General features: G+C 68.1%; 23 protein-coding genes and 2 pseudogenes. 18 read left to right on the forward strand and 7 right to left on the reverse strand.

The genetic code is table 11. The features are described 5' to 3' along the window. The first annotated feature begins 135 nt into the window (after positions 1-135). The 6 genes and pseudogenes from CVUC_RS12385 (at position 136) to CVUC_RS12410 (ending at position 6,191) form a co-directional block, all read left to right on the forward strand. Positions 136-498 (forward strand): DUF983 domain-containing protein, encoded by a 363-nt coding sequence (locus CVUC_RS12385; protein ID WP_096034432.1) that lies wholly within the window; start codon positions 136-138, stop codon positions 496-498. Next, positions 491-1,178 (forward strand): annotated as a pseudogene (locus CVUC_RS12390) (SURF1 family protein). The gene CVUC_RS12385 and the pseudogene CVUC_RS12390 overlap by 8 nt, the downstream one beginning before the upstream one ends. Beyond that, positions 1,178-2,575 (forward strand): threonine synthase, encoded by a 1,398-nt coding sequence (gene thrC / locus CVUC_RS12395; RefSeq protein WP_096034430.1) that lies wholly within the window; start codon positions 1,178-1,180, stop codon positions 2,573-2,575. The pseudogene CVUC_RS12390 and the gene thrC overlap by 1 nt, the downstream one beginning before the upstream one ends. A gap of 46 nt (positions 2,576-2,621) precedes the next feature. Continuing rightward, a complete protein-coding gene (locus tag CVUC_RS12400) occupies positions 2,622-3,893 on the forward strand; it encodes a M16 family metallopeptidase (protein ID WP_010921227.1) in 1,272 nt (423 codons plus the stop codon). A gap of 17 nt (positions 3,894-3,910) precedes the next feature. Further along, a complete protein-coding gene (locus CVUC_RS12405) occupies positions 3,911-4,489 on the forward strand; it encodes a GNAT family N-acetyltransferase (protein WP_096034429.1) in 579 nt (192 codons plus the stop codon). Between the two features lie 34 nt (positions 4,490-4,523). Next, entirely contained in the window at positions 4,524-6,191 is a 1,668-nt protein-coding gene (locus tag CVUC_RS12410) for a putative bifunctional diguanylate cyclase/phosphodiesterase (protein WP_096034428.1), read from the forward strand. A 68-nt stretch (positions 6,192-6,259) separates the two neighbouring features. On the opposite strand, the gene CVUC_RS12415 is transcribed toward CVUC_RS12410, so the two are convergent. Next, positions 6,260-6,847: a YqgE/AlgH family protein gene (locus CVUC_RS12415; RefSeq protein ID WP_010921224.1), complete on the reverse strand. Its 588-nt coding sequence runs from the start codon at positions 6,845-6,847 to the stop codon at positions 6,260-6,262. Between the two features lie 128 nt (positions 6,848-6,975). Between CVUC_RS12415 and CVUC_RS12420 the strand changes: the two genes are divergently transcribed. After that, a complete protein-coding gene (locus CVUC_RS12420; protein WP_010921223.1) occupies positions 6,976-7,458 on the forward strand; it encodes a peroxiredoxin in 483 nt (160 codons plus the stop codon). A 70-nt stretch (positions 7,459-7,528) separates the two neighbouring features. Here the strand turns inward: CVUC_RS12420 and CVUC_RS12425 are convergent, their stop codons facing one another. Then, positions 7,529-9,340 carry an acyl-CoA dehydrogenase gene (locus CVUC_RS12425; protein ID WP_096034427.1) on the reverse strand — a complete coding sequence of 604 codons (1,812 nt, stop codon included), beginning with the start codon at positions 9,338-9,340 and terminating at the stop codon, positions 7,529-7,531. A 142-nt stretch (positions 9,341-9,482) separates the two neighbouring features. Here CVUC_RS12425 and CVUC_RS12430 point away from each other — a divergent pair, with 142 nt between their 5' ends. From CVUC_RS12430 to CVUC_RS12440, 3 genes are read left to right on the forward strand one after another with little or no spacing between them, the layout of a single operon-like run. Further along, on the forward strand, positions 9,483-10,124 hold the full coding sequence (locus CVUC_RS12430) for a YceI family protein (RefSeq protein ID WP_010921221.1): 642 nt from the start codon (positions 9,483-9,485) through the stop codon (positions 10,122-10,124). A 33-nt stretch (positions 10,125-10,157) separates the two neighbouring features. Next, positions 10,158-11,441, forward strand: a complete 1,284-nt coding sequence (locus CVUC_RS12435) for a YceI family protein (protein ID WP_096034426.1) — start codon at positions 10,158-10,160, stop codon at positions 11,439-11,441. Then, a complete protein-coding gene (locus tag CVUC_RS12440) occupies positions 11,372-12,349 on the forward strand; it encodes an L-threonylcarbamoyladenylate synthase (protein WP_096034425.1) in 978 nt (325 codons plus the stop codon). Before CVUC_RS12435 ends, CVUC_RS12440 begins: the two co-directional genes overlap by 70 nt. Here the strand turns inward: CVUC_RS12440 and CVUC_RS12445 are convergent. Together CVUC_RS12445 and CVUC_RS12450 are read right to left on the reverse strand one after the other, a co-directional pair. After that, positions 12,346-12,738 (reverse strand): type II toxin-antitoxin system VapC family toxin, encoded by a 393-nt coding sequence (locus tag CVUC_RS12445; RefSeq protein WP_096034424.1) that lies wholly within the window; start codon positions 12,736-12,738, stop codon positions 12,346-12,348. The genes CVUC_RS12440 and CVUC_RS12445 overlap by 4 nt on opposite strands. Further along, positions 12,735-13,019, reverse strand: coding sequence for a type II toxin-antitoxin system VapB family antitoxin (locus CVUC_RS12450; RefSeq protein WP_096034423.1), 285 nt, complete (start codon positions 13,017-13,019; stop codon positions 12,735-12,737). Before CVUC_RS12450 ends, CVUC_RS12445 begins: the two co-directional genes overlap by 4 nt. Positions 13,020-13,084: 65 nt before the next feature. Here CVUC_RS12450 and CVUC_RS12455 point away from each other — a divergent pair, with 65 nt between their 5' ends. Then, positions 13,085-14,494 (forward strand): FAD-binding oxidoreductase, encoded by a 1,410-nt coding sequence (locus CVUC_RS12455; protein ID WP_096034422.1) that lies wholly within the window; start codon positions 13,085-13,087, stop codon positions 14,492-14,494. On the opposite strand, the gene CVUC_RS12460 is transcribed toward CVUC_RS12455, so the two are convergent. The 3 genes from CVUC_RS12460 to CVUC_RS12470 are packed head-to-tail and all read right to left on the reverse strand — an operon-like array spanning position 14,491 to position 15,588. Beyond that, positions 14,491-14,799, reverse strand: coding sequence for a hypothetical protein (locus tag CVUC_RS12460; protein ID WP_010921217.1), 309 nt, complete (start codon positions 14,797-14,799; stop codon positions 14,491-14,493). The genes CVUC_RS12455 and CVUC_RS12460 overlap by 4 nt on opposite strands. A 43-nt stretch (positions 14,800-14,842) precedes the next feature. Then, positions 14,843-15,139 carry a transcriptional regulator gene (locus CVUC_RS12465; protein WP_010921216.1) on the reverse strand — a complete coding sequence of 99 codons (297 nt, stop codon included), beginning with the start codon at positions 15,137-15,139 and terminating at the stop codon, positions 14,843-14,845. Then, on the reverse strand, positions 15,136-15,588 hold the full coding sequence (locus tag CVUC_RS12470; protein ID WP_096034421.1) for a hypothetical protein: 453 nt from the start codon (positions 15,586-15,588) through the stop codon (positions 15,136-15,138). The genes CVUC_RS12465 and CVUC_RS12470 overlap by 4 nt, the downstream gene beginning before the upstream one ends. Positions 15,589-15,723: 135 nt before the next feature. Here CVUC_RS12470 and yaaA point away from each other — a divergent pair, with 135 nt between their 5' ends. From yaaA to CVUC_RS12500, 7 genes and pseudogenes are all read left to right on the forward strand, one after another. After that, a complete protein-coding gene (gene yaaA / locus CVUC_RS12475) occupies positions 15,724-16,491 on the forward strand; it encodes a peroxide stress protein YaaA (RefSeq protein WP_010921214.1) in 768 nt (255 codons plus the stop codon). A 97-nt stretch (positions 16,492-16,588) separates the two neighbouring features. After that, entirely contained in the window at positions 16,589-17,386 is a 798-nt protein-coding gene (locus CVUC_RS12480) for a 3-hydroxybutyrate dehydrogenase (protein ID WP_010921213.1), read from the forward strand. Positions 17,387-17,457: 71 nt separating this feature from the next. Next, positions 17,458-18,519: a patatin-like phospholipase family protein gene (locus CVUC_RS12485; RefSeq protein ID WP_096034420.1), complete on the forward strand. Its 1,062-nt coding sequence runs from the start codon at positions 17,458-17,460 to the stop codon at positions 18,517-18,519. Between the two features lie 9 nt (positions 18,520-18,528). Beyond that, a complete protein-coding gene (locus tag CVUC_RS12490) occupies positions 18,529-18,948 on the forward strand; it encodes an NUDIX hydrolase (RefSeq protein ID WP_096034419.1) in 420 nt (139 codons plus the stop codon). A 220-nt stretch (positions 18,949-19,168) separates the two neighbouring features. After that, positions 19,169-19,292: pseudogene (locus CVUC_RS20470) on the forward strand (hypothetical protein); the annotation flags it as partial. Between the two features lie 72 nt (positions 19,293-19,364). After that, a complete protein-coding gene (locus CVUC_RS12495) occupies positions 19,365-20,132 on the forward strand; it encodes a site-2 protease family protein (protein ID WP_096034417.1) in 768 nt (255 codons plus the stop codon). Between the two features lie 64 nt (positions 20,133-20,196). Beyond that, on the forward strand, positions 20,197-20,979 hold the full coding sequence (locus CVUC_RS12500) for an SDR family NAD(P)-dependent oxidoreductase (RefSeq protein WP_010921209.1): 783 nt from the start codon (positions 20,197-20,199) through the stop codon (positions 20,977-20,979). Positions 20,980-21,007 lie beyond the last annotated feature (28 nt).

Below are 21,007 nucleotides of genomic sequence, written 5' to 3' on the forward strand. Positions count from 1 at the left end.
TTCCGGGCCTTTTTCGTTTGAGGGCGGTGCGCCGCCCTCGTCCTTCGACAGGCTCAGGATGAGGGCCACTGTCGACGACATAGAAATCCTCACCCTGAGCTTGTCGAAGGGCGTGGATTTCGGGCCAAGGTTCGAATGACAAAAGTGAACCCCTACGCCGCCGGCGCGCGCGGTCTGTGCCCCCACTGCGGCGAGGGCTATCTGTTCGACGGTTTTCTCAAGGTGGCGCCCCGCTGCGAGGCCTGCGGCTTTGACCTTGGCAAGCATGAGACCGGCGACGGCGCGGCGACCTTCGTCATCCTGATCGCCGGCGCGATCTGCGCCTTTGGGGCGCTGTTCTCGATGTTTGCCTGGAACTGGCCGGTCTGGGTGTCGCTGGTGGTCTGGCTGCCGGCCGTGGTGGCGATCAGCCTCGGCCTGATGCGTCCGGCCAAGGGCCTGATGGTCGCCGCCCAGATCGCGCAGAAGGCCTCGGAAGCGGGACGCGACCATGTCTGAGATTTCGACCGGCAAGACACGCTTTCCCTTCGGCCTGACGATCGCCACCGCCATCGCCTTTGCCATCCTGTGCGGCCTGGGGAGCTGGCAGCTGCAGCGCCTTCACTGGAAGGAGGGCGTACTGGCCCGGCTCGAGGCGCTGAAGACCGCGCCGGCCCTGCCGCTGGTCCAGGTGCTGACCGCCGAGGCGCGGCCAGAGGATCTGGCCTGGACCCGGGTCAGCGTCGACTGCGGCGATGTGGGCGGGGAGCCCTTGCCGCTGGTCTATGGCGTCCGTGACGGCGACGTCGTCTGGCGCGCCCAGTCGCCGTGCGCGGTGCTGGCCGGTCCCTACAACATGATCCTGGTCGATCGCGGCGTCGTGCCCGGCCTGACCGGCCAGGTCCCCACCGGCGCCGCGCGCCTTTGCGGCTCCTCGGCGTGTTGTCGGCGTGCTCAGCCCGATCGAGCAGCTGGGCGGCGACCGCGCCAAGGTCCTGGAGCGCTTCGCCGATCGCAAGCCCGCCCCGCTGGTGCTGATGGTCGAACAGGAAACGCCCGCGCCCGAAGGCCTGACGCCCACGCCGCTACCGGCAGAAATTTCCAATCGGCATCTGGAATACGCCCTTACGTGGTTTGGTCTTGCCGTAACCCTGCTGTTTATCTATGCCGCCATGCTCTGGCGGAGACTGAGACCCTGATGCGTTACGTTTCGACCCGCGGCCAGTCCGCACCCATCGGCTTCCTCGACGCCGTCCTGGCCGGCCTGGCCCCCGACGGTGGCCTGTACGTGCCCGCCGAATGGCCCAGCCTCACGGCCAAGCAGATCGCCGCCTTCGCCGGCAAGCCCTATGCCGAGGTCGCCGCCGCCGTGGTCGGCAAGTTCGTGGGCGACGACATTCCCGCCGACGACTTGCTCCAGATGTGCGAGGAGGCCTACGCCACCTTCGCCCACACCGCTGTGACGCCGGTAAAGCAACTGACTGCCAACCGCTATCTGCTGGAACTGTTCCACGGACCGACCCTGGCGTTCAAAGATGTTGCGATGCAGCTCTTGGGCCGCCTCTACGACTATGTGCTCGAGCGCCAGTCGCGGAAGATGACCATCATCTGCGCCACTTCGGGCGACACCGGCGGCGCGGCCGTCGAAGCGTTCCGGGGCCGCAAGAACGCCCGCATCGTCGCGCTCTTCCCCGAGGGCCGCATCAGCGAGGTGCAGCGCCGGTTCATGACCACCGCGACCGACGCCAATGTCGCCTGCGTCTCGGTGCTGGGTTCGTTCGACGACTGCCAGGCCATCGTCAAGCAGGCCTTCCAGGACGACCAGTTCCGCCACGCGGTGGACCTGTCGGGCGTCAACTCGATCAACTGGGCGCGGATCGCGGCCCAGAGCGTCTATTACTTCACCGCCGCCGTGGCCCTGGGCGCCCCGGCGCGCGAAGTGGCCTTCGTGGTGCCGACCGGCAATTTCGGCGACGCCTACGCCGCCTTCGTGGCCAAGACGCTGGGCCTGCCGATCCATTCGGTGACCGCCGCCACCAACAGCAACGACATCCTGGCCCGCGCCTTCGAGGACGGCCGCTATTCGCGCGGCGCGGTGGCCGCCACCCAGAGCCCGGCCATGGACATCCAGGTCGCCTCGAACTTCGAGCGTCTCTATTTCGAGGCCGTGCGTCGCGACGGGGTCGAGACCGGCCGCGCCTTCCGCGCGTTCGCCGACACCGGCCTGCTGGACATCCCGCCCGCCGCCCATGCCTGGATGCGCGAGCTGTTCCGCGGCGCCGCCGTCAGCGAGGCCGACACCGCCAAGACCATGCTCTCGACGCTGAACGAAACGGGCGAGGTCGTCGATCCGCACACGGCTGTCGGCCTGGCCGCCGCCCAGGGCGTCCGGATCGATCCGGCCATCCCGGTCGTGGTGCTGTCGACCGCCCATCCGGCCAAGTTCCCAGAGGCGGTTCAGGCCGCCACGGGCCTGCTGCCCTCGACCCCGCGCGCCACGCCCGACCTCTCCAAGAAGCCGGAAAAGTTCGAGCGTCTGCCCGCGGATGGATCGTCGGTGAAGGCCTTTGTGCGGACCTTCGCGGCGAATAGTTGAGCTAAAGCTGGCGTTTAGGGGCGCGAACACTTAGATAGCGCGCCTCATGACCGCTTCCTTGCGCACCCTGAAGAACGGCGTCCGCGTCGTCTGCGACCCGATGCCCGGCCTCGAAACCCTGGCCCTGTCCGTCGTGGCGGGCCGGGGCGCGGCCTATGAGGACCCGGCGCGCTCGGGCTGGTCGCACCTTCTGGAACACATGGTGTTCAAGGGCGCCGGCTCACGTTCGGCCCGTGACATCGTCGAGGTGATCGAGAACCAGGGCGGGTCGATCAACGCCGCCACGGGCTATGAGCGCACCAGCTTCCAGGTCCGGGCGCTGAAGGGCGGCCTGGACCTTGGCATGGACGTCATCGCCGACCTGGTGCGCCGCCCGACGCTGGATCCCGCCGATCTGACCCGGGAGAAGCAGGTCGTCGCCCAGGAGATCGCCGAGGCCGCCGACGCGCCCGACGACTATGTCTTCGACCTGATCCAGCGGGCCAGCTGGGGCGACCATCCCGTCGGCCGCCCGATCCTCGGAAGCGACGAGACCGTCAACGCCGCCAGCGTCGAGGCGCTGTCGGACTGGCGCGGCGATCTCTACGCGGCCGATCGCCTGGTGATCGCCGCCACCGGCGCGGTCGAGGAGGCTGAGCTGATGGCCGCCGCCGAGCGGGCGTTCGGCGATCTGCCGGCGACGCCGGGCGTCGGGCTTGCGCAGTCCGCCGCCTTTGTCGGCGGCCCGCAGGCCGAGGCGCGCAAGCTCGAACAGGCGCATCTGGTCTTCATGCTGCCCGCCTGCGGCGCGCGGGAGGACGACTATTTCGCCCTGCGAATCTTCGCCGAATGCCTGGGCGGCGGCATGTCCTCGCGCCTCTTCCAGGAGGCCCGCGAGAAACGCGGTCTGGCCTACAACATCGACGCCTATGCCGACACCTATGCCGACCACGGCGCGCTGGGGATCTATGCGGGCTGCGCGGCGAGCGACGCGGTCGAGACCGCCAAGGTCTGCGCCGACGAACTGATCAAGCTGGCCGACCGGATCGAAGAGGCGGAATTGGCCCGCGCCAAGGCGCAGCTGAAGGCGCACATGTTCATGGCCCGCGAGCAGCCGCTGTCGCGCGCTGAGCAGGGGGCTGGGCAGGTGCTGCTGTTTGACCGTCTCTATCCGCCCGCTGAACTGGCGCGGGAAGTCGACGCCGTGACGCCACAGGACGTCGCCCGTCTGGGTCAGCGCCTATTGGCGGCCGGCCGCGCCGCGACGGCCGTGCTGGGGGCGAAGTCGGCGCTCAAGGCCGGCGAAGTCTTCGACAAGGCGTTGTTCTCGGCGGCCTGACGGTCGAAGATGGCTGCGTGTCCGTTTTGCTGCCGTTTCTGAGTCCTCGTCCCCGCCTGCGGTTGCAGGGTCGTGCGGTCTATCTGAGGCCGCCGATGCAGCGGGACTACGCGCCGTGGGCGGCCCTTCGCAGCCAGTCGCGCGCCTTTCTCGAACCCTGGGAGCCGACCTGGCCGGAGCACGATCTCAGCCGCGCGGCGTTCCGGGCGCGGCTGGCCGCCTATGCCCGCGAACTGGAGCTTGGCGAGGCCTATCCGTTCTTCATCTTCCGGCGCGAGGACGACGCGCTGCTGGGTGCGATCCGGCTGTTTCACGTGCGGCGCGGTGTGTCGCTGACGGGAACCATCGGCTACTGGCTGGGTGAGCCTTATGTCCGCCAGGGGCATATGGCCGACGCCGTCGAAACCTTGATCCGTTTCGCCTTTCACGGGCTTGGTCTCCACCGCCTGGAGGCTGCATGCATGCCGGAAAACCACGCCTCGGCCGCGTTACTCGCGAAATGCGGGTTTTCCGAGGAGGGATATGCCCACGCTTATTTGAAAATTAACGGCGCTTGGCGAGATCATCGTCTGTTCGGCTTGGTGGCGCCCGAGTAGCGCCACGGCTTTCGCCGAAACGGTTAGGACGGGTATGTCTTTTCGGACAGGCGAACGACGAATCTGGGACGCGACGGCCACGCTTGAGGCGCTGGGCGCGGCGGACGTCGCCCTGTGGATCTGGGAGCCCGAAACCGACAGGTTGCGTCTGAACGGCGCGGCGCGCGCCTTGGGCCTTGGGCCGCTGGCGCCTGAATGCTCGTCGGCCGCCTTCCGCGCCCTGGCCCTGCCGCAGGATCGCGCCCAGGCCGAAGAGGTCCTGAAGCCGCGTGAACCGGGCAGCGAAGTCGTCGCCCGCTTCCGCGTGCGCGGCGGCGAGACCTGCCTCTGGCGCGGCGTCTGGCTGGAAGAGGGCGTGCGCGCCGCCGGCGTCGTGGCGCCCGAAACGAAATTCTCCGCGTCCGAGCTTTGCGACCTGACCGGACTTCTGGACCGTCGCAGCTTCCTCGCCCGCGCCCGCGAGCGCCTGGCGCAGGAGGGGACCCACCAGTTGGTCGTCGCCGACCTCGACCGACTGCGTCGCCTGAACGAGGCGCTGGGTCACGAGCGCGCGGACCTGGTCCTGGCGGCGCTGGGCTCGCGCCTGGCGGCGGCGTTCCCGGCCCAGTCGATCCTGGGCCGGATCGGCGAGGACGAGTTCGCCGTTCTCTGCCAGCCGCTCGGCTACGAACCCTCCGAGGTGCTGCGCAGCGCGCTGGAGCAGCCGCTGCGCGTGGCCGGCTTTGATATTCACCCGACCCTGTCGATCGGCGCGGTCTCGGCCGAAGGCGGCCTGGACGCGCCGGACGCCGCCGAACTGCTGCGCCGCGCCGAACTGGCCGTCGAGGCCGCCGCCGCCGCCGGCCGAGGCGGCGCGGCCGCCTATGGCCGGGCGATGGAGACCGACGGCCTGTCGCGCCTGGCGCTGGAGGCTGATCTGCGCGGCGCCATTGGTCGGGGCGAGATCACGCCCTACTTCCAGCCGATCGTGCGCCTGTCGACCGGCGCCCTGTCCGGCTTCGAGGCCCTGGCCCGCTGGATCCATCCGCGCCGGGGCATGCTGCCGCCGGACGAGTTCCTGCCGCTGATCGAAGAGATGGGGCTGATGAGCGAGCTCGGCGCGCACATGATGCACGCCGCCGCCCAGCAGCTGTCGACCTGGCGCGCCGCTCACCCGGCGATGGGGAACCTGACTGTCAGCGTCAACCTGTCGACCGGCGAGATCGACCGGCCCGGCCTGGTCGCCGACGTGGCCGAGACCCTGCGGGTCAATCGCCTGCCGCGCGGCGCCCTGAAGCTGGAAGTCACCGAAAGCGACATCATGCGCGATCCCGAACGGGCCGCCGTGATCCTGAAGACGCTGCGCGACGCGGGCGCAGGGCTTGCGCTGGACGACTTCGGCACCGGCTTCTCGTCGCTGTCGTACCTGACGCGCTTGCCGTTCGACACGCTGAAGATCGACCGCTACTTCGTCCGCACCATGGGCAATAACGCCGGCTCGGCCAAGATCGTCCGCTCGGTGGTCAAGCTGGGCCAGGATCTGGATCTGGAAGTCGTCGCCGAAGGGGTCGAGAACGCCGAGATGGCGCATGCGCTGCAATCGCTGGGCTGTGACTATGGCCAAGGCTTTGGCTATGCGCCGGCCCTGTCGCCGCAGGAGGCCGAGGTCTATCTGAACGAGGCCTATGTCGACGGCGCCGCGCCGGTGAAGGCGCGGGGTTAAACGCCGACCCCGCCTTTCCCCTCTCCGTCGCCTGTCGGCGACCCCTCTCCCACAGGGAGAGGATTTTCCTAGGCTCGGCCCGCCGTCGCGGACAGGTGATCGGCCGTGATCCCCAGCTTGGCCAGGGCCCGGGTCCATTTGTGCTCGTGGTCCTCGTCGAACAGCAGGCCCTCGTCGGCGTCGCAGATCAGCCAGACATTGTCGCGCAGCTCCTGTTCCAGCTGCCCCGGCCCCCAGCCGGCGTAGCCCAGGGCCAGCAGCGACTTGCGCGGACGCTTGATGGCGCTGGCCATGGCGTCGAGCGCATCGCGAGTCGCGGTCAAGGCCACGCCGTCGGCGACGGGCAGGGTCGAGTCCGGGGAGCTGAAGTCGTCAGTATGCAAGACAAAACCGCGTTCGCGCTCCAGCGGCCCCCCCAACAGCACGAGATCGCTGGGCGCCTGGATCTCGGAGCGTACGCCCAGGCGATTGAGCAGCTCGAACACGGTCAGGCCCTCGACCGGGCGATTGACCGCCAGGCCCATCGCTGCGTCCTCGTCATGAGCGCACAGATACAGCACCGTCCGCTCGAAGCGCGGATCCTCGATGCCGGGCATGGCGACGAGCAGCCTGCCGATCAGGAACTCGCCGTCGTCATCGTCGATTAAGCTGGCCATACCTCAAGCATTGGCGTTCGTTGTGACGGTTTCAAGTCGGATGCTTCATCAAAGCGTGCTTGGCGGCCGCCGCGCGGGGGTCTATTCGAGTCGCCTCAATTCATCCCACACACGAGGAACAGAGGCCCATGGCGATCAAGGTTGGCGACACGCTCCCGGCGGCGACTTTCATGACCAGCACGGCTGAAGGGCCCGCGCCGATCAGCACCGACGACATCTTCAAGGGCAAGACCGTCGCCCTGTTCGCCGTGCCCGGCGCCTTCACCCCGACCTGCTCGGCCAAGCACCTGCCGGGCTTCAAGGAAAAGGCCGACGAGCTGAAGGCCAAGGGCGTGGACTCGATCGTCTGCGTCTCGGTCAACGACGTCTTCGTGATGAAGGCCTGGGGCAAGGACCAGGGCATTGACGGCGAGGTCCTGCTGATCGCCGACGGCAATGGCGACTTCACCAAGGCCATCGGCCTGGATTTCGACGGCAGCAAGTTCGGCATGGGCGCGCGCTCGCAGCGCTATTCGCTGGTCGCCAAGGACGGCGTCGTCACCCAGCTGCACGTCGAAGACGCCGGCCAGTTCAAGGTCTCGTCGGCCGAGTATCTGCTGGAACAGCTGTAAGCGTAAGTTCAGCTCGTCTTGCCGTCATCCCGCGCCTTGTGCGCGGGATGACGTTGTTTTGGAGAGGCGCTTAAGCCCCCAGCACCTCGGGGGTCATCGCCTCGAAATCCGCCGCCCCGATCATGACCCCGGCCGCCGCGCCGGGGATCTGGGCCAGGACGGCTTCGGCGAACACGCGGGCCAGGGCGCGCTTGCTTTCGGCCCAGGCCGCGTCGGCCTCGCCGGCGGCCGCCAGGGCCCCCTTGGCCAGCATCCAGCCGCCGACCACATCGCCCAGCAACGTCTGATAGGCCGTGGCGCCCGCCAGCGCGTCCGGCATGGCCTTGGCGCGGCGTTCGATCAGCCAGGCGGTCGCCGAGGCGGCGGCGTCGAGCGCGGCCTCCAGGCGCAGGCCGACGCTCTTCAGGTCCGAGGCCTTCAGAAGGTCGATGGTGTCGCGGATGTCGTCCATCAGGTCGCCGACGGCTTGGCCTTCGCCCAGCATCAGCTTGCGGCCGACCAGGTCGATGGCCTGGATGCCGTTTGTGCCCTCGTAGATCGGGGCGATGCGGGCGTCGCGATAGTGCTGGGCCGCGCCGGTTTCCTCGATAAAGCCCATGCCGCCGTGGATCTGCACGCCTTGCGAGGCGACCCAGACGCCGATGTCGGTCGACCAGGCCTTGGCGATGGGGGTCAGTAGTTCCTCGCGCAACTTGGCGGCCGTGCGGGTCGCCGCGTCCGGCGCGGCGCGGGCCAGATCGGCGGCGACGGCGGTCGACAGACATATGCCCCGCGCGGCCTCGATGTGGGCCTTCATCAACACCAGCGTGCGCCGCACGTCCGGATGATCGAATAGGCGCGAAGGATAGGCGCCGGTCCAGGCCGAGCGGCCCTGGGCGCGGTCCTGGCTGAAGGCGAGGGCCTGCTGATAGGCCCGCTCGGCGATCGCCACGCCCTGGGTCCCGACCTGCAGGCGGGCGGCGTTCATCATCACGAACATGTTGGGCAGGCCTTGCCCCAGACCGCCGACCAGCTCGGCCTTGGCGCCCTCGAACAGCATCACGCAGGTGGGCGAGCCGTGGATGCCCAGCTTGTGCTCCAGGCTACCGGCCCGCAGGGCGTTGGCTGGCCCCAGCTTGCCGTCATCGCCGACCAGCACCTTGGGGGCCAGGAACAGCGAGATGCCCTTCACCCCAGGCGGAGCGTCAGGCGTGCGCGCCAGAACGAGGTGGACGATGTTGTCGGCGGCGTCGTGGTCGCCCCAGGTGATGTAGATCTTCTGGCCGGTGATCCGCCAACCGCCGTCGCCATCCGGCGTGGCCATCGTGGTCAGGGCCGCTAGGTCCGAGCCGGCCTGGGGCTCGGTCAGGTTCATAGTGCCGGTCCATTCGCCCGACACCAGCTTTCCCAGATACTTGGCCTTCTGTTCGGGCGAGCCGCACAGCTCCAGGGCCTCGATGGCGCCCAGGCTCAGCATCGGGCAGAGGCCAAACGCCATGTTGGCCGCCTGGACCATTTCGAGGACGGCCACCTCCAGCGTCTTGGGCAGGCCCTGACCGCCATGCTCGGCCGGTGCGGCCAGGCTGGTCCAGCCGCCTTGCGCGAACTGCTGGTAGGCGTCGGCGAAGCCGGGCGCGGTGCGAACCACGCCGTTCTCGAGTCTTGCGCCGACCAGATCGCCCTGGCGGTTCAGCGGCGCCAGGATGTCGCTGGCGAACGCGCCCGCCGCTTCCAGCACCGCCGCAACCGTGTCGGCGTCGGCCTCGGGAAAGGCGTCGGCCAGACGCTCGAAGCCGGCGACATGGCGCAGAGAGAAGGCAAGATCGCGAACAGGCGCGCGGAAAGTCATGGGAGAAACTCCAGGTCGTGCGCCGTCTTTAAGCGGGGCGCCGAGGGTCGCCAAGCGCCCGGCGCCTCATCAATGAATATCATGAGAGTGCGTTATCACGCGCTCGTGAACATCAAGCCCTTCAAAGCCGTGCTGGAGTACCTAGATCGGGGAACTGCAACTAGCGCTGTTTTAATTTACCCTGGAGCGCCTCCCGATGTCCCGTCACTTCTCTCTGTCCAAGGTCGCCTATGGCGCCGTCGCTATCGCCTTGCTGGCGGCTCCCGCCGCCCTGGCCGCGCCGGGCGTCAGCTCGACCAAGCCCGCCGACGTGCCGGCCGGCCGCTATGTGCTCGACAAGACCCACGCCTCGGTCGTGGGCAAGATCAAGCACATGGGCTTCTCGAACTATCAGTTCCGCTTCACCAAGGTCGACGCCGAGTTCACCTACGACCCCAAGGCCCCGCAGGACACCAAGATCAACGTGACCGTCGATCCGGCCTCGATCGACACCGGCACGGACGCGTTCGGCCTGAAGTTCAACAAGGAGCTGGCCGGCGATGGCTGGCTGGAAGCGAACAAGTTCCCGACCGCCACCTTCGTCTCGACCAAGGTCGAGCCGGGCGCGGGCCAGACCGGCAAGGTCTATGGCGACTTCACCCTGCGCGGCGTCACCAAGCCGATCGTGCTGGACGTGACCTTCAACGGCGTCGGCTCGGGCTTCGTCCCCGGCAGCGTCAAGACCGGCTTCTCGGCCTCGACCACGATCAAGCGTTCGGACTTCGGCGTCAGCAAGTACATCCCGATGGTCGGCGATGAGGTCGCGCTGAGCATCGAAGTCGAGTTCGACAAGAAGTAAGCCTATCGTCTGACAGGGATCTGGGAGAGTCGCATGGCCGAGAACCGGACGCGCTACACGACGGTGGCGATCGTGCTGCATTGGCTGATCGCCGCGGCCATCATCTTCCAGATCATCCTGGGCTGGCGGGCGGAAGACGGTCCCAAGGGACCGACCACCTTCGCCCTGATGCAGCTGCACAAGTCGATCGGGATCACGATCCTGCTGCTCAGTCTGGCGCGTCTGGGCTGGCGGCTGGTCAATCCCGCCCCGCCGGCGCCGGTCGGTCAGCCCCGCTGGGAGCAGACCGCGTCCAAGATCGTCCATATCGGCTTCTATGTGATCATGATCGGCCTGCCGTTGACGGGCTGGATCCTGGTCTCGACCAGCCGGACGAACCTGCCGACCCTCCTGTTCGGCGCGATCCCTTGGCCGCACCTGCCGCTGCTTCCGGAGTTGGCCGCCGGTCCCAAGCACCTGTGGCACGAGATCGGCGAGATCGGTCATAGCGTGCTGGTCAAGACCACCTATCTGCTGCTGGCCCTGCACCTGGGCGCGGTGGCCAAGCACCAGATTCTCGACAAGGACGCGGTGTTCCAGAACATGGCGCCGGGCGCCAAGCCCGGCTGGAAGGAGCCGCGCCTGTGGCTGGCCGCCGCCGGCTTCGCGGCGGTCGTCGCCGCCGGTTATCTCTACATGCCCAGCGCCGCGCCATCGGCCCCGCCTCCCGCGCCTGCCGAGGCGGCTCCGGCGGTCGAGCCTGTCGCTGCGCCCGCCGCGACCACTGATCCGGCCGCCACACCGGAGGCGGCCGCCGCGCCGCCGGTCAGCGCGCTCAAGGATCCCGTCGCCTGGACCGTTCAGAAGGGCGCCACGCTGGGCTTCACCGCCACCTGGTCGGGCGCGTCCATCGAGGGCCGCTTCCAGCGCTGGACCGCCGAGATCCTGTTCTCGCCCGAGGCCCTGGACCGCTCGAAGGTCACGGTCGGCGTCGACCTCGCCTCGGCCGAGACCGGCGACGCCCAGCGCGACGCCAGCCTGACCGGTGAAGACTTCCTCGACACCGCCGACCACCCCAAGGCCGTGTTCACGGCGACCAAGTTCCGCAAGACCGGCGAGGGGCGCTATGTCGCCGACGGGACGCTGGACCTGCGCGGGGTGAAAAAGCCGCTCAGCCTGCCGTTCTCTCTGAAGATCGACGGCGACACGGCGACCGCCAGCGGTGTAACCACCCTGGACCGGACGACGTTCGGCGTGGGACAGGGTGAATGGGCTTCGACGGACGAGATCGCGGCGCAGGTGAAGGTCAGCTTCAAGCTGACCGCCAAGCGGAAGTAGCCGCCGCCGCCGAGGCGCTGCGCGCCGGGGGGCTGGTGATCCTGCCCACCGAGACCGTCTATGGCCTGGGCGCCAACGCCGCCGACCCAGCGGCCGTGGCCGCGATCTTCGAGGCCAAGGGCCGGCCGCGCTTCAACCCGCTGATCGCCCATGTCGCCGATCTGGAGACCGCCGCGCGGATCGCCGTCTTCGATGACCGCGCCCATGCGCTGGCCCGCGAATTCTGGCCCGGTCCCCTGACCATTGTGGCCCCGATCCGCGACGCCGAGGCCGTCTGTGATCTGGCGCGGGCGGGCCTCGACACGGTGGCCATCCGGGTGCCGGGCCATCCCCTGTCGCGCGCCGTGCTGGCCGCCTTCGGGGGCGCTGTCGTCGCGCCGTCGGCCAATCGCTCGGGACGGCCCAGCCCCACCACCTATGACGACGCCATGGCCGAGACCGGCGACAAGGCCGCCGCCCACCTCGACGGCGGGCCGTGCGCCGTGGGTCTGGAATCGACGGTCGTCTCGGTGCTGGAGGGCGAGGTCCGGCTCTTGCGGCCGGGCGCGGTCACGCGCGTGCAACTGCAGCAGATCGTCGGTCGCCTGGCTGAGGCGCAGGACGACGCCAAGCGCTCGCCGGGGCGGCTGGCCCTGCACTATGCGCCCGACGCCCCGGTGCGGATCAACGCCAAGACGCCGGAGGCCGGCGAGGCCTATCTCGCCTTTGGCCCCTGGCCGCAAAGCCCGCGCGTCTTCAATCTCAGCCCGACCGGCGACCTTGCCGAGGCCGCCGCCAACCTGTTCGCGTTCCTGCGCGCCGCCGACCGCATTCGGCCGACCGCCATCGCCGTGGCGCCGATCCCGGAGGAGGGCCTGGGCGAAGCGATCAACGACCGCCTGCGCCGCGCGGCGGGCTATGTCGGTTAAAGCGCCGAGCGGATGTCGGTTTGGCTGAAGTCGTCGCCCTTGTAGAGCAGGGGCGCGTCCAGGGTCTTGGCCAGGGCGTAGGCGAAACAGTCGGACAGGTTCAGCCGTGCGGGGTTTCGCCCTTTGCCGTAGCGCAGGTAGGCGTCCAGCGCGGCGGTGTCGATGACGGGAGCCTTTGCGATCTCGACGCGATACAGGGCCAGCCAGTCGTCCAGATCATCGCGAGACGGCATCAGGTTGCGTCCAAGAAGCACCATGCCCAGCTCGACATAGGTCATGGGCGAGATCACGACGTCGTCAGCCGCTTCAAGCGCTTCTATCAGCGCGTCGGCTTCGGGTTCGTCGAGGGCGATCGCCATGAGCGCCGAGGTGTCGACGACCACCGTCACGACGGGCGATCGTCCAGGCCGGGTATGAAGTTGATCTCGTCGTAGTCCGCCTGGGTGATGGGCGGGAGCAGGCCGGCCCGCGCCTCGGGCGTCAGATACTTGCGGGTAATCGCCTTCATCTCTTCGACGCTGCGACGACGACGGGGCGGCGCCTCGGCCCGCTTGGCCGCCAGCCGTTCCTTGACCGCGATCTCGACGGCTGTGGTCAAGCTCTCGCCGGTCAGCTCCGCCAGTTCGCGCACGGCGCGCTCGGCCTCGGGGTTCTTGATCAGGATGCCCATGCGCGCCTCCGTATAGACTGCAGTATATACTGACAGCCGCCCCCTCGAAAGCGTATCCTGCCCGCATGACCAAGCCCGTCCCCGCCGATGTCGTGTCCCGCCTGAAAGCCGTGCTCGGCGAAGGTGGATGGAGTCAGGATCGCGACGTGATCGCGCCCAAGCTCGTGGAGTGGCGCGGTCGCTGGCAGGGCGAGACGCCGCTGCTGGTCACGCCGCGCTCGACCGCCGAGGTCGCCGCCGTGGTCGGGATCTGCGCGGCCGAGGGCGTGGCGATCACCCCCCAGGGCGGCAATACCGGCCTCGTCGCCGGTCAGATTCCGCGCGGCGAGATCCTGCTGTCGACCCAGAAGCTGACGGCGATTCGCGACGTTGATCCGATCGACGACGCCATGGTGCTGGAGGCCGGTGTCACGCTTTACGAAGCTCACCAGCAGGCCGCCAAGGTTGGGCGACGGTTCACGGTGGGCGTCGCTTCCGAAGGCTCGTGCACGATCGGCGGGCTGATCTCGACCAACGCCGGCGGTACGGCGGTTCTGCGCTACGGCATGATGCGCGAGCAGGTGCTGGGCATCGAGGCCGTGCTGCCCAACGGCGAGATCTGGAACGGCCTCAAGCGCCTTCGCAAGGACAACACCGGCTATGACCTCAAGCAGCTGCTGATCGGCGCCGAAGGCACCCTGGGGATCGTCACCGCCGCGTCGCTGAAGCTGCAGGCGTTGCTGGCTTCGCGGGCCGTGGCGATCGTGGGTCTGGCCTCGCCGGCGAGCGCCATCCAGCTCCTGGCGCGGGCGAAGGACGAGACGGGCGGGGCGGTCGAGGCTTTTGAGCTGATGGGCCGCCTGGGCTTTGAGCTGACCGTCCGCAACGTGCCGGGCCTGCGCGATCCGCTGCCCGAGGCGCACCCCTGGTACGTGCTCATCGAGATCGCCAGCGGCGAGCCGGGCGCGGCCGAGGCGGCGCTGGAGCGCTTGCTGGCCGGCGCCCTGGAGCGCGGCCTGATCGCCGACGCGGCGGTGGCGCAGACGGAGACGCAGATGAAGGCCTTCTGGCACATCCGCGAGGGCCACTCCGCCGGCCAGAAACCGGAAGGCGCGGTGTGGAAACACGACGTCTCGGTGCCGGTCTCCAAAATTCCTGATTTCATCGGCCAGGCGAACGCCGCGATCGAGAAGAGCTTTCCCGGAACCCGCATCGTCGCCTTCGGCCATGTCGGCGACGGCAATGTCCACTACGACGTGCTGCAGCCCGTCGGCGGCGACGGCGACGCCCACGAGGCGCAGCGCGAGGCCGGGGCCAAGATCGTCCACGACATCACCGCCGGCTTCGGCGGCTCGATCAGCGCCGAGCATGGCCTGGGCGCGATGAAGACGGCTGAGGCTCTGACCTACAAGGACCCGATCGAGGTCGCGGCCCTGCGGGCGATCCGGGGGGCGCTGGACCCGCAGCGGATCATGAACCCTCGGGTGTTGTTCTAGGCGGCTGTCTGGGCCTGCGCCCGCTTTCGGGCGCGAAGCCACAGAGCGATCATCACCAGGAGCGCGCCGCCAGGTAGGGTGGAGCGGTGGAAGCCCGGCTGAGTCCCCGGGATCAGATTGATCGCCAGCGGTATGAAGCCCCACCGCCCGCTCGCCTGCTCCATCCAGAACGCGCCCACCCCGATGAAGCACGCCACCGCCCAGAGCGGACGGAACTTCAGCGTTCGGTCGCGGAGCACGAAGAACAGGGCGACCAGCATCGGGATCGGCCAGGCGAGGGCTGCGGCGAGGCCAAGGGTGTTCATGCCCGGCTGGATAGCCTCGCCGCTCCCCGAGGTCGAGGCGTTGTTACGCCTCGGGAACGCCCGCCATCATCGCCTTGAGGGCGGCGAGGTGGCCCTTCAGCGCCTCGCGCCCCGGCTTGGAGAGCGACAGCCAGGTCCGCTGGCGACCGTCGGAGGCGGCTTTCTTGACCTTGACGTAGCCGGCCTCCTCCAGGGTCTTCACGTGCTTGCTGAGCACAGACTCCGAAACGTCCAGAGCCTCGCGGACGGTGGCGAAGTCGATGGTGTCCACCGCCGCCAGCATGCAGCACATCTGCAGGCGGTTGGGGGCGTGGATCACCGGGTCCAGCGCTGCGCTCACAGGGGGCGTCCGTCGCGCAGGTCGGCGCGGAAGGCGGCTTCCCAGACGAACCCGCCGATGGTGACGATCACGGCGACGATCGCGCCGAAAATCAGAGGCGCCGCAGTCAGGCCACGTTCCCGCAGCAGCCAGACCGCGATCACTCCGCCGATCATCGTGAGCGTCGCAAGGCCGAGCGCGACCCAGCGGGTACGTCCGGCGCGATAGCCGCCGATCCACAGGCCCGTATGACGCTTGTAGGCCCGCACTAGCACGACCATGCCGGCAATACAGGCGGCATAGACGGCGGCCAGGATTGGCGTCGGCTGGCCTTGCACCGCGATCAGAGCGCCGATCAGGAGGCCCAATGCCGGATGATACCAGACCGGCGCCTTGGCGCGCTCGGCCAGGTCGGCGTTGGCGGCCTCCACCTCGGCCAGCATCCGCAGGGTGTCTTGGTCTCGGGTCATGGCGACCTCCTTACTTTCCAATGTGGAAAGTCATAGCTCTGCACTTTCCATATTGGCAAGTGAAAACTTTCCATATCGGAAAGTGATCGTCGCCAGCCCTAGCGCCGGGCCCTGGAAGCCTCTATCTCCCCGCTCATGCTGATGGTCATCTCGCCCGCCAAGTCGCTGGACTTCACCGCGCCCCAGACGGTGCTGCCGCTCACGACGCCTGAGCTAAAAGCTCAGATCGCCGAGCTGTCGAAAGTGACCCGCAAACTGACGGCGGCCGACCTCAAGCGCCTGATGCATATCTCCGACGCCCTGGCCACATTGAACCGCGAGCGCTTCCAGGCCTTCGATCCCGAAGTCGAGGAAGGCTTGCAGGCCGTGATCGCGTTCAACGGCGACGTCTATGCGGGGCTGAACGCGCGCGAGCTGGACCGTCCGGCCCTGGAGTGGGCGCAGGACCACTTGCGGATCCTGTCGGGCCTCTATGGCGTCTTGCGCCCGTTCGACGCCCTGCAGCCCTATCGCCTGGAGATGGGCACGCGCCTGAAGACCAAGAAGGGCGCCAATCTCTACGACTTCTGGGGCGAGACGATCTCCAGGACCCTCAACCAGGCGGCCGAGGGCCACGCCGACCCCACCCTGGTGAACCTGGCCAGCCAGGAATATTTCGGCGCCGTCGACGCCAAGGCCCTGAAGCTGCCGGTCGTCACCTGCCACTTCAAGGAAGAGAAGGGCGGCGAACTGCGCGTGCTGGGCTTCTTCGCCAAGAAGGCGCGCGGTCGGATGGCGCGTTACATCATCGACAATCGTATCGATCAGGCCGAGGCGCTGAAGGGTTTCGATCTCGACGGCTATCGTTTCCAGCCCGGCCTGTCGACGAGCGCGGACTGGGTTTTCGCTCGCCCGCAGCCCTGAATTCATCTATCGATGAATTTATAAGCGCTCGCCCTTCGCAGGAGCGAGTTATATGCTGCACCGCAACACGATCGGGTAGCACTTCAGGGGAACGCGCATGGCCGTCGATTTCGGTTTGCAGGGGCAGGTCGCCATCGTCACCGGCTCGACCAGCGGCATCGGCCACGCCATGGCCGACGCGCTGGCCGCCCAGGGCTGCAACATCGTCATGAACGGTCTTGGTGAAATGAACGCCATCGAGCGCGCCCGCGCCGAGATGGCCGAGACCCACGGCGTGGAGGTGCTTTACCACGGCGCCGACATGACCAGGCCGATCGAGATCGCCGACATGGTCCGCGCGGCCAAGGCCGAGTTCGGCGAGCTGGACATCCTCGTCAACAACGCCGGCGTCCAGCATGTGGCCCCGGTCGAGGACTTCCCGGAAGACAAGTGGGACCTGATTATCGCTGTGAACCTGTCGTCGGCCTTCCACGCCACCAAGGCGGCGGTGCCGATCATGAAGGAGCAGGGGCGGGGTCGGATCGTCAACATCGCCTCGGCGCACGGCCTGGTGGCCTCGCCGTTCAAGAGCGCCTATGTCGCCGCCAAGCACGGGATCATGGGCCTGACCAAGACGGTCGCCCTCGAGGTCGCCCAGCATGGGATCACCTGCAACGCCATCTGCCCGGGCTTTGTGAAGACGCCGCTGGTCGAGGCTCAGATCGCCGACCAGGCCAAGGCGCGCGGCATTTCGGAAGAGGCGGTGATGAGGGACGTGATCCTGGCCAGCCAGCCGACCAAGCAGTTCGTCACCTTCGACCAGCTGAACGGCATGCTGCTGTATCTGGTCTCGGACCTCGGCGCCTCGGCCAATGGCGCGGCCTATCAGATCGACGGCGGCTGGGTCGCCCAATAGGCCCTCGATTTCGGGCGCCAAGCGCCGGGAGGAAGCGTTACTGATCGGGGGCTGGTCCTTCGCGAGGTCGCATGCCGATTCCACCGTTCAAGAAGAAGCCCCCCGGCCCCAAGGGGCTGAGTCTCGCCCTCCAGGGCGGCGGCGCGCACGGCGCGTTCGAGTGGGGCGTGCTGGATCGCCTGCTCGAGGAAGACGATCTGGAGATCCGCGCCGTCACCGCCGCCTCGGCCGGGGCGATGAACGCGGTCTGTCTGGCTCAGGGCCTGATCGATGACGGCCGCGCGGGGGCGCGGGCGCGCCTGGAGTCGTTCTGGCGCAATGTGAACCGGGCCGGCGGGCGCAATGTCTTCGGCGACACCGGCATCTGGACCAACGCCTTCGGCGGCGGCGTCGACTGGCTGAAGAACACCCCCGGCTGGCGGATGGCCGAGACCCTGGCGCTGTCGCTGAGCCCCTACGAGTTCAATCCGTTCAATCTCAATCCGCTGCATGACGTGCTGGAGGGCGAGATCACCTTCAGCCGGATCCGGGACGCAAGCCCGATCAAGCTCTACATCTCGGCCACCCAGATCCGGACCAGCAAGTCGAAGGTCTTCCGCGAGACCGAGCTGACCTCGCGCCACATCATGGCCAGCGCCTGCCTGCCGCAGCTGTTCCAGGCGGTGGAGATCGACGGCGAGCCCTATTGGGACGGTGGCTATCTGGCCAATCCGCCGCTGTGGCCGCTGTTCTACGACGACACGCCCGACGACATCCTGATCGTCACCCTCAACCCGTTCGTCCGCGAGGAGACCCCCAAGTCGCCGGGCGAGATCATGGACCGCCTGAACGAGATCACCTTCAACGCCTCGCTGGCCTCAGAGCTGCGAGCTATCGGCTTCGTGCAGAAACTGCTGGACGAGGGCCTCCTGAAGGACAACGCCCGCGGCCGCTACCGCCGGATGCTGGTCCACGCCATCACCGCCGACAAGCCGCTGGCGGATCTTTCGATGTCGACCAAGTTCAACACCGAATGGAGCTTCCTGACCGATCTGAAGGATCGGGGGCGGGCGGCGGCGCAGGCCTGGCTGGACGACTGCGGCGATTGCGTGGGTGTGAAGTCCAGTGTCGATCTGAAGGTCGGCTTCCCCTAAAGGTCAGGCATGAGCCATCCCGTTCCCACTGTCGGCGTCGTCTGTCTAAGGGGCGAGGAGGTTTTGCTGATCAAGCGCGGCACCCCGCCCAGGCTTGGCCAATGGAGCGTGCCGGGCGGGCGCCTGGAATGGGGCGAGGCCCTGCAGGACGCGGCGCTGCGCGAACTGAAGGAAGAGACGGGTGTGGACGCCGAACTCCTGGGCCTGATCGACGTGATCGACGGGGTGTTTCCCGCACGGCCGGGCGGTGAGATCACCCGCCACTACGTCCTGATCGACTACGCCGCCCGCTGGACCGGCGGCGAGCCTGTGGCCGGCGACGACGCGGCCGAGGCGCGGTTTGTCACGCGCGATGAGGCGATGGCGCTGGTGGAGTGGGAAGAGACGCGGCGGGTGATTACGGAAGCGGTTGAGCGGTTTGGGCGGTAGACGGACTTGGCCCGCGTTTGACTTGGAATAGCATTCCTCCCCTTGGAAGGGTGAGGACCGGACCAATCCTCCCCCTAGCGGGGGAGGTGTCGGCGAAGCCGACGGAGGGGGAAGAGGCCGACTCAGCGGCGCTTCCCCCTCCGGCCTTCGGCCTCCTCCCCCCTCTGGGGGAGGATTTTCGAGCTGTCCGCTCCGGGTGGAAAGCGGACCTTTGGCTCTCAACGCCCCCTCCGTCTCGCTGCGTATCCGCAGCGATCCACCTCCCCCGCTTTGCGGGGCAGGAGGGCTGCGGCATCCTCCTCACCCGTGAAACGGGGGAGGTGGCGCGATGCGAAGCATCGTGACGGAGGGGGCGCATTCTGCTCCATGCCAACACCGCGCTTGCGCTCCCGGCCAAGGTCCCCGACATCAGGATCATGACTATCCTCGAAGCCCCCGCCCGGCCGCGTGCGCCGATCAGTCCCAACGCCCTGATCCTGATCGCCGCCGTTATCGGCCTGGGTTGGGCTGTGGCGACGGAGGTTCAGCCGCTGGGCGTGATCACCTTCGCCTTCGTGGCCGCCGCCTGGGTGCTGAGCGTCGGCATCCACGAGTTCGGCCACGCCTTCACCGCCTACAAGGCCGGTGACACCACGATCGTCGAGAAGGGCTATCTGACCCTTGATCCGCTGAAATACTCGGACCTCTTCACGACGATCATCATCCCGCTGGTCGCCCTGGCCCTGGGCGGCATCGGCTTTCCGGGCGGGGCGGTCTATCTGCGCGAGGACCTGATGCGCTCGCGCGGCTGGCGGTCGCTGGCCTCGCTGGCGGGGCCGCTGGGGACGCTGGTGGTGCTGGTCGTCATCGCCGTCAGCCTTCCGCTCGCGGCCGCCAGCCCGCCGCTGTTCAACGCCCTGTCGCTGCTGGCCATGCTGCAGGCCAGCGCGCTGGTCCTGAACCTGCTGCCCGTCCCGGGCCTGGACGGCTACGGCGTCATCCGCCCGTTCCTGCCCGAGGGCGTCCAGGCGCGCATGGTCAAGATCGAGCGCGTGGGCTTTCTGATCCTGTTCGCGCTGATCTTCTGGGCGCCCGGGGTCAGTGAGTTCATCTTCGCTGCGGCCCTGACGATCACCGACCTCTTGGGCGTTTCGCGTCCGGCGATCGGCGACGGCTGGAGAACCTTCCACTTCTGGGGCTCTTGACCTTCGGCCTCTGACCCTCTCTCCTTCAAACAAGCGTTTCAAGAACAATGAGGGAGGGTTCGTCATGGCCTATGCGCCGTTCAACCTGTCGGGAAAGGTCGCCCTGGTCACCGGCGGCAATCGGGGCATCGGGCTTGGCATGGCCAAGGCCATGGCGCAGGCCGGCGCCGACATCGTCATCTGGGGCTCCAACCCCGAGCGTAACCTGGCCGCCGAGCAGACCCTGACCGCCCTGGGCGTGCGGGTGAAGGCCCAGACCGTCGACGTCTCGGACGAGGCCCAGGTCCGCGAGGGCATGGAAGAGGCCGTCGCCGCCATGGGCCGGGTCGACAGCGTCTTCGCCAACGCCGGCATCGGCTATGGCTCGCCCTCGTTCGTCGACATGAGCACCGAGGTCTATCGCAAGGTGCTGGCGGTCAATCTGGACGGGGTGTTCTTCACCCTGCGCGAGGCCTGCCGCCACATGGTCGAGCGCGCCAAGGCCGGGGATCCGGGCGGCTCGCTGGTCGGCGTCGCCTCGCTGGCGGCCATCGAGGGCGCGGCCCGCAACGAGGCCTATGCCGCCACCAAGGGCGCGGTGATCTCGATGATCAAGTCGGTCGCCGTTGAGCACGCCCGCTACGGCGTGCGCGCCAACGCCATCCTGCCCGGCTGGATCGCCACCGACATGACCGCCGGGGCCCAGGGCAACGCCGCCTTCGCCGAAAAGGTCATCCCGCGCGTTCCGGCCCGCCGCTGGGGCGAGCCCGAGGACTTCGGCGGCATGGCCGTCTATCTGGCCTCGGACGCCTCCAGCTATCACTCGGGCACGACCCTGGTGATCGACGGCGGCTACTCGATCTTCTAGCGGCTTGATTTTTGGACTCTGAAGTCCA

Source organism: Caulobacter vibrioides (genome assembly GCF_002858865.1).
Classification (GTDB): domain Bacteria; phylum Pseudomonadota; class Alphaproteobacteria; order Caulobacterales; family Caulobacteraceae; genus Caulobacter; species Caulobacter vibrioides.

What these genes read in the sequence shown, in the direction of transcription:
- CVUC_RS12470 (WP_096034421.1), bottom strand. Translation starts at nt 15,588, where the DNA reads ATGACCCGAGACCAAGACACCCTGCGGATGCTGGCCGAGGTGGAGGCC.
- CVUC_RS12450 (WP_096034423.1), bottom strand. Translation starts at nt 13,019, where the DNA reads ATGGGCATCCTGATCAAGAACCCCGAGGCCGAGCGCGCCGTGCGCGAA.
- CVUC_RS12495 (WP_096034417.1), top strand. Translation starts at nt 19,365, where the DNA reads ATGACTATCCTCGAAGCCCCCGCCCGGCCGCGTGCGCCGATCAGTCCC.
- CVUC_RS12455 (WP_096034422.1), top strand. Translation starts at nt 13,085, where the DNA reads ATGACCAAGCCCGTCCCCGCCGATGTCGTGTCCCGCCTGAAAGCCGTG.
- CVUC_RS12420 (WP_010921223.1), top strand. Translation starts at nt 6,976, where the DNA reads ATGGCGATCAAGGTTGGCGACACGCTCCCGGCGGCGACTTTCATGACC.
- yaaA (WP_010921214.1), top strand. Translation starts at nt 15,724, where the DNA reads ATGCTGATGGTCATCTCGCCCGCCAAGTCGCTGGACTTCACCGCGCCC.
- CVUC_RS12460 (WP_010921217.1), bottom strand. Translation starts at nt 14,799, where the DNA reads ATGAACACCCTTGGCCTCGCCGCAGCCCTCGCCTGGCCGATCCCGATG.
- CVUC_RS12415 (WP_010921224.1), bottom strand. Translation starts at nt 6,847, where the DNA reads ATGGCCAGCTTAATCGACGATGACGACGGCGAGTTCCTGATCGGCAGG.
- CVUC_RS12410 (WP_096034428.1), top strand. Translation starts at nt 4,524, where the DNA reads ATGTCTTTTCGGACAGGCGAACGACGAATCTGGGACGCGACGGCCACG.
- CVUC_RS12430 (WP_010921221.1), top strand. Translation starts at nt 9,483, where the DNA reads ATGTCCCGTCACTTCTCTCTGTCCAAGGTCGCCTATGGCGCCGTCGCT.
- CVUC_RS12440 (WP_096034425.1), top strand. Translation starts at nt 11,372, where the DNA reads ATGGGCTTCGACGGACGAGATCGCGGCGCAGGTGAAGGTCAGCTTCAA.
- CVUC_RS12485 (WP_096034420.1), top strand. Translation starts at nt 17,458, where the DNA reads ATGCCGATTCCACCGTTCAAGAAGAAGCCCCCCGGCCCCAAGGGGCTG.
- CVUC_RS12385 (WP_096034432.1), top strand. Translation starts at nt 136, where the DNA reads ATGACAAAAGTGAACCCCTACGCCGCCGGCGCGCGCGGTCTGTGCCCC.
- CVUC_RS12400 (WP_010921227.1), top strand. Translation starts at nt 2,622, where the DNA reads ATGACCGCTTCCTTGCGCACCCTGAAGAACGGCGTCCGCGTCGTCTGC.
- thrC (WP_096034430.1), top strand. Translation starts at nt 1,178, where the DNA reads ATGCGTTACGTTTCGACCCGCGGCCAGTCCGCACCCATCGGCTTCCTC.
- CVUC_RS12500 (WP_010921209.1), top strand. Translation starts at nt 20,197, where the DNA reads ATGGCCTATGCGCCGTTCAACCTGTCGGGAAAGGTCGCCCTGGTCACC.
- CVUC_RS12490 (WP_096034419.1), top strand. Translation starts at nt 18,529, where the DNA reads ATGAGCCATCCCGTTCCCACTGTCGGCGTCGTCTGTCTAAGGGGCGAG.
- CVUC_RS12435 (WP_096034426.1), top strand. Translation starts at nt 10,158, where the DNA reads ATGGCCGAGAACCGGACGCGCTACACGACGGTGGCGATCGTGCTGCAT.
- CVUC_RS12480 (WP_010921213.1), top strand. Translation starts at nt 16,589, where the DNA reads ATGGCCGTCGATTTCGGTTTGCAGGGGCAGGTCGCCATCGTCACCGGC.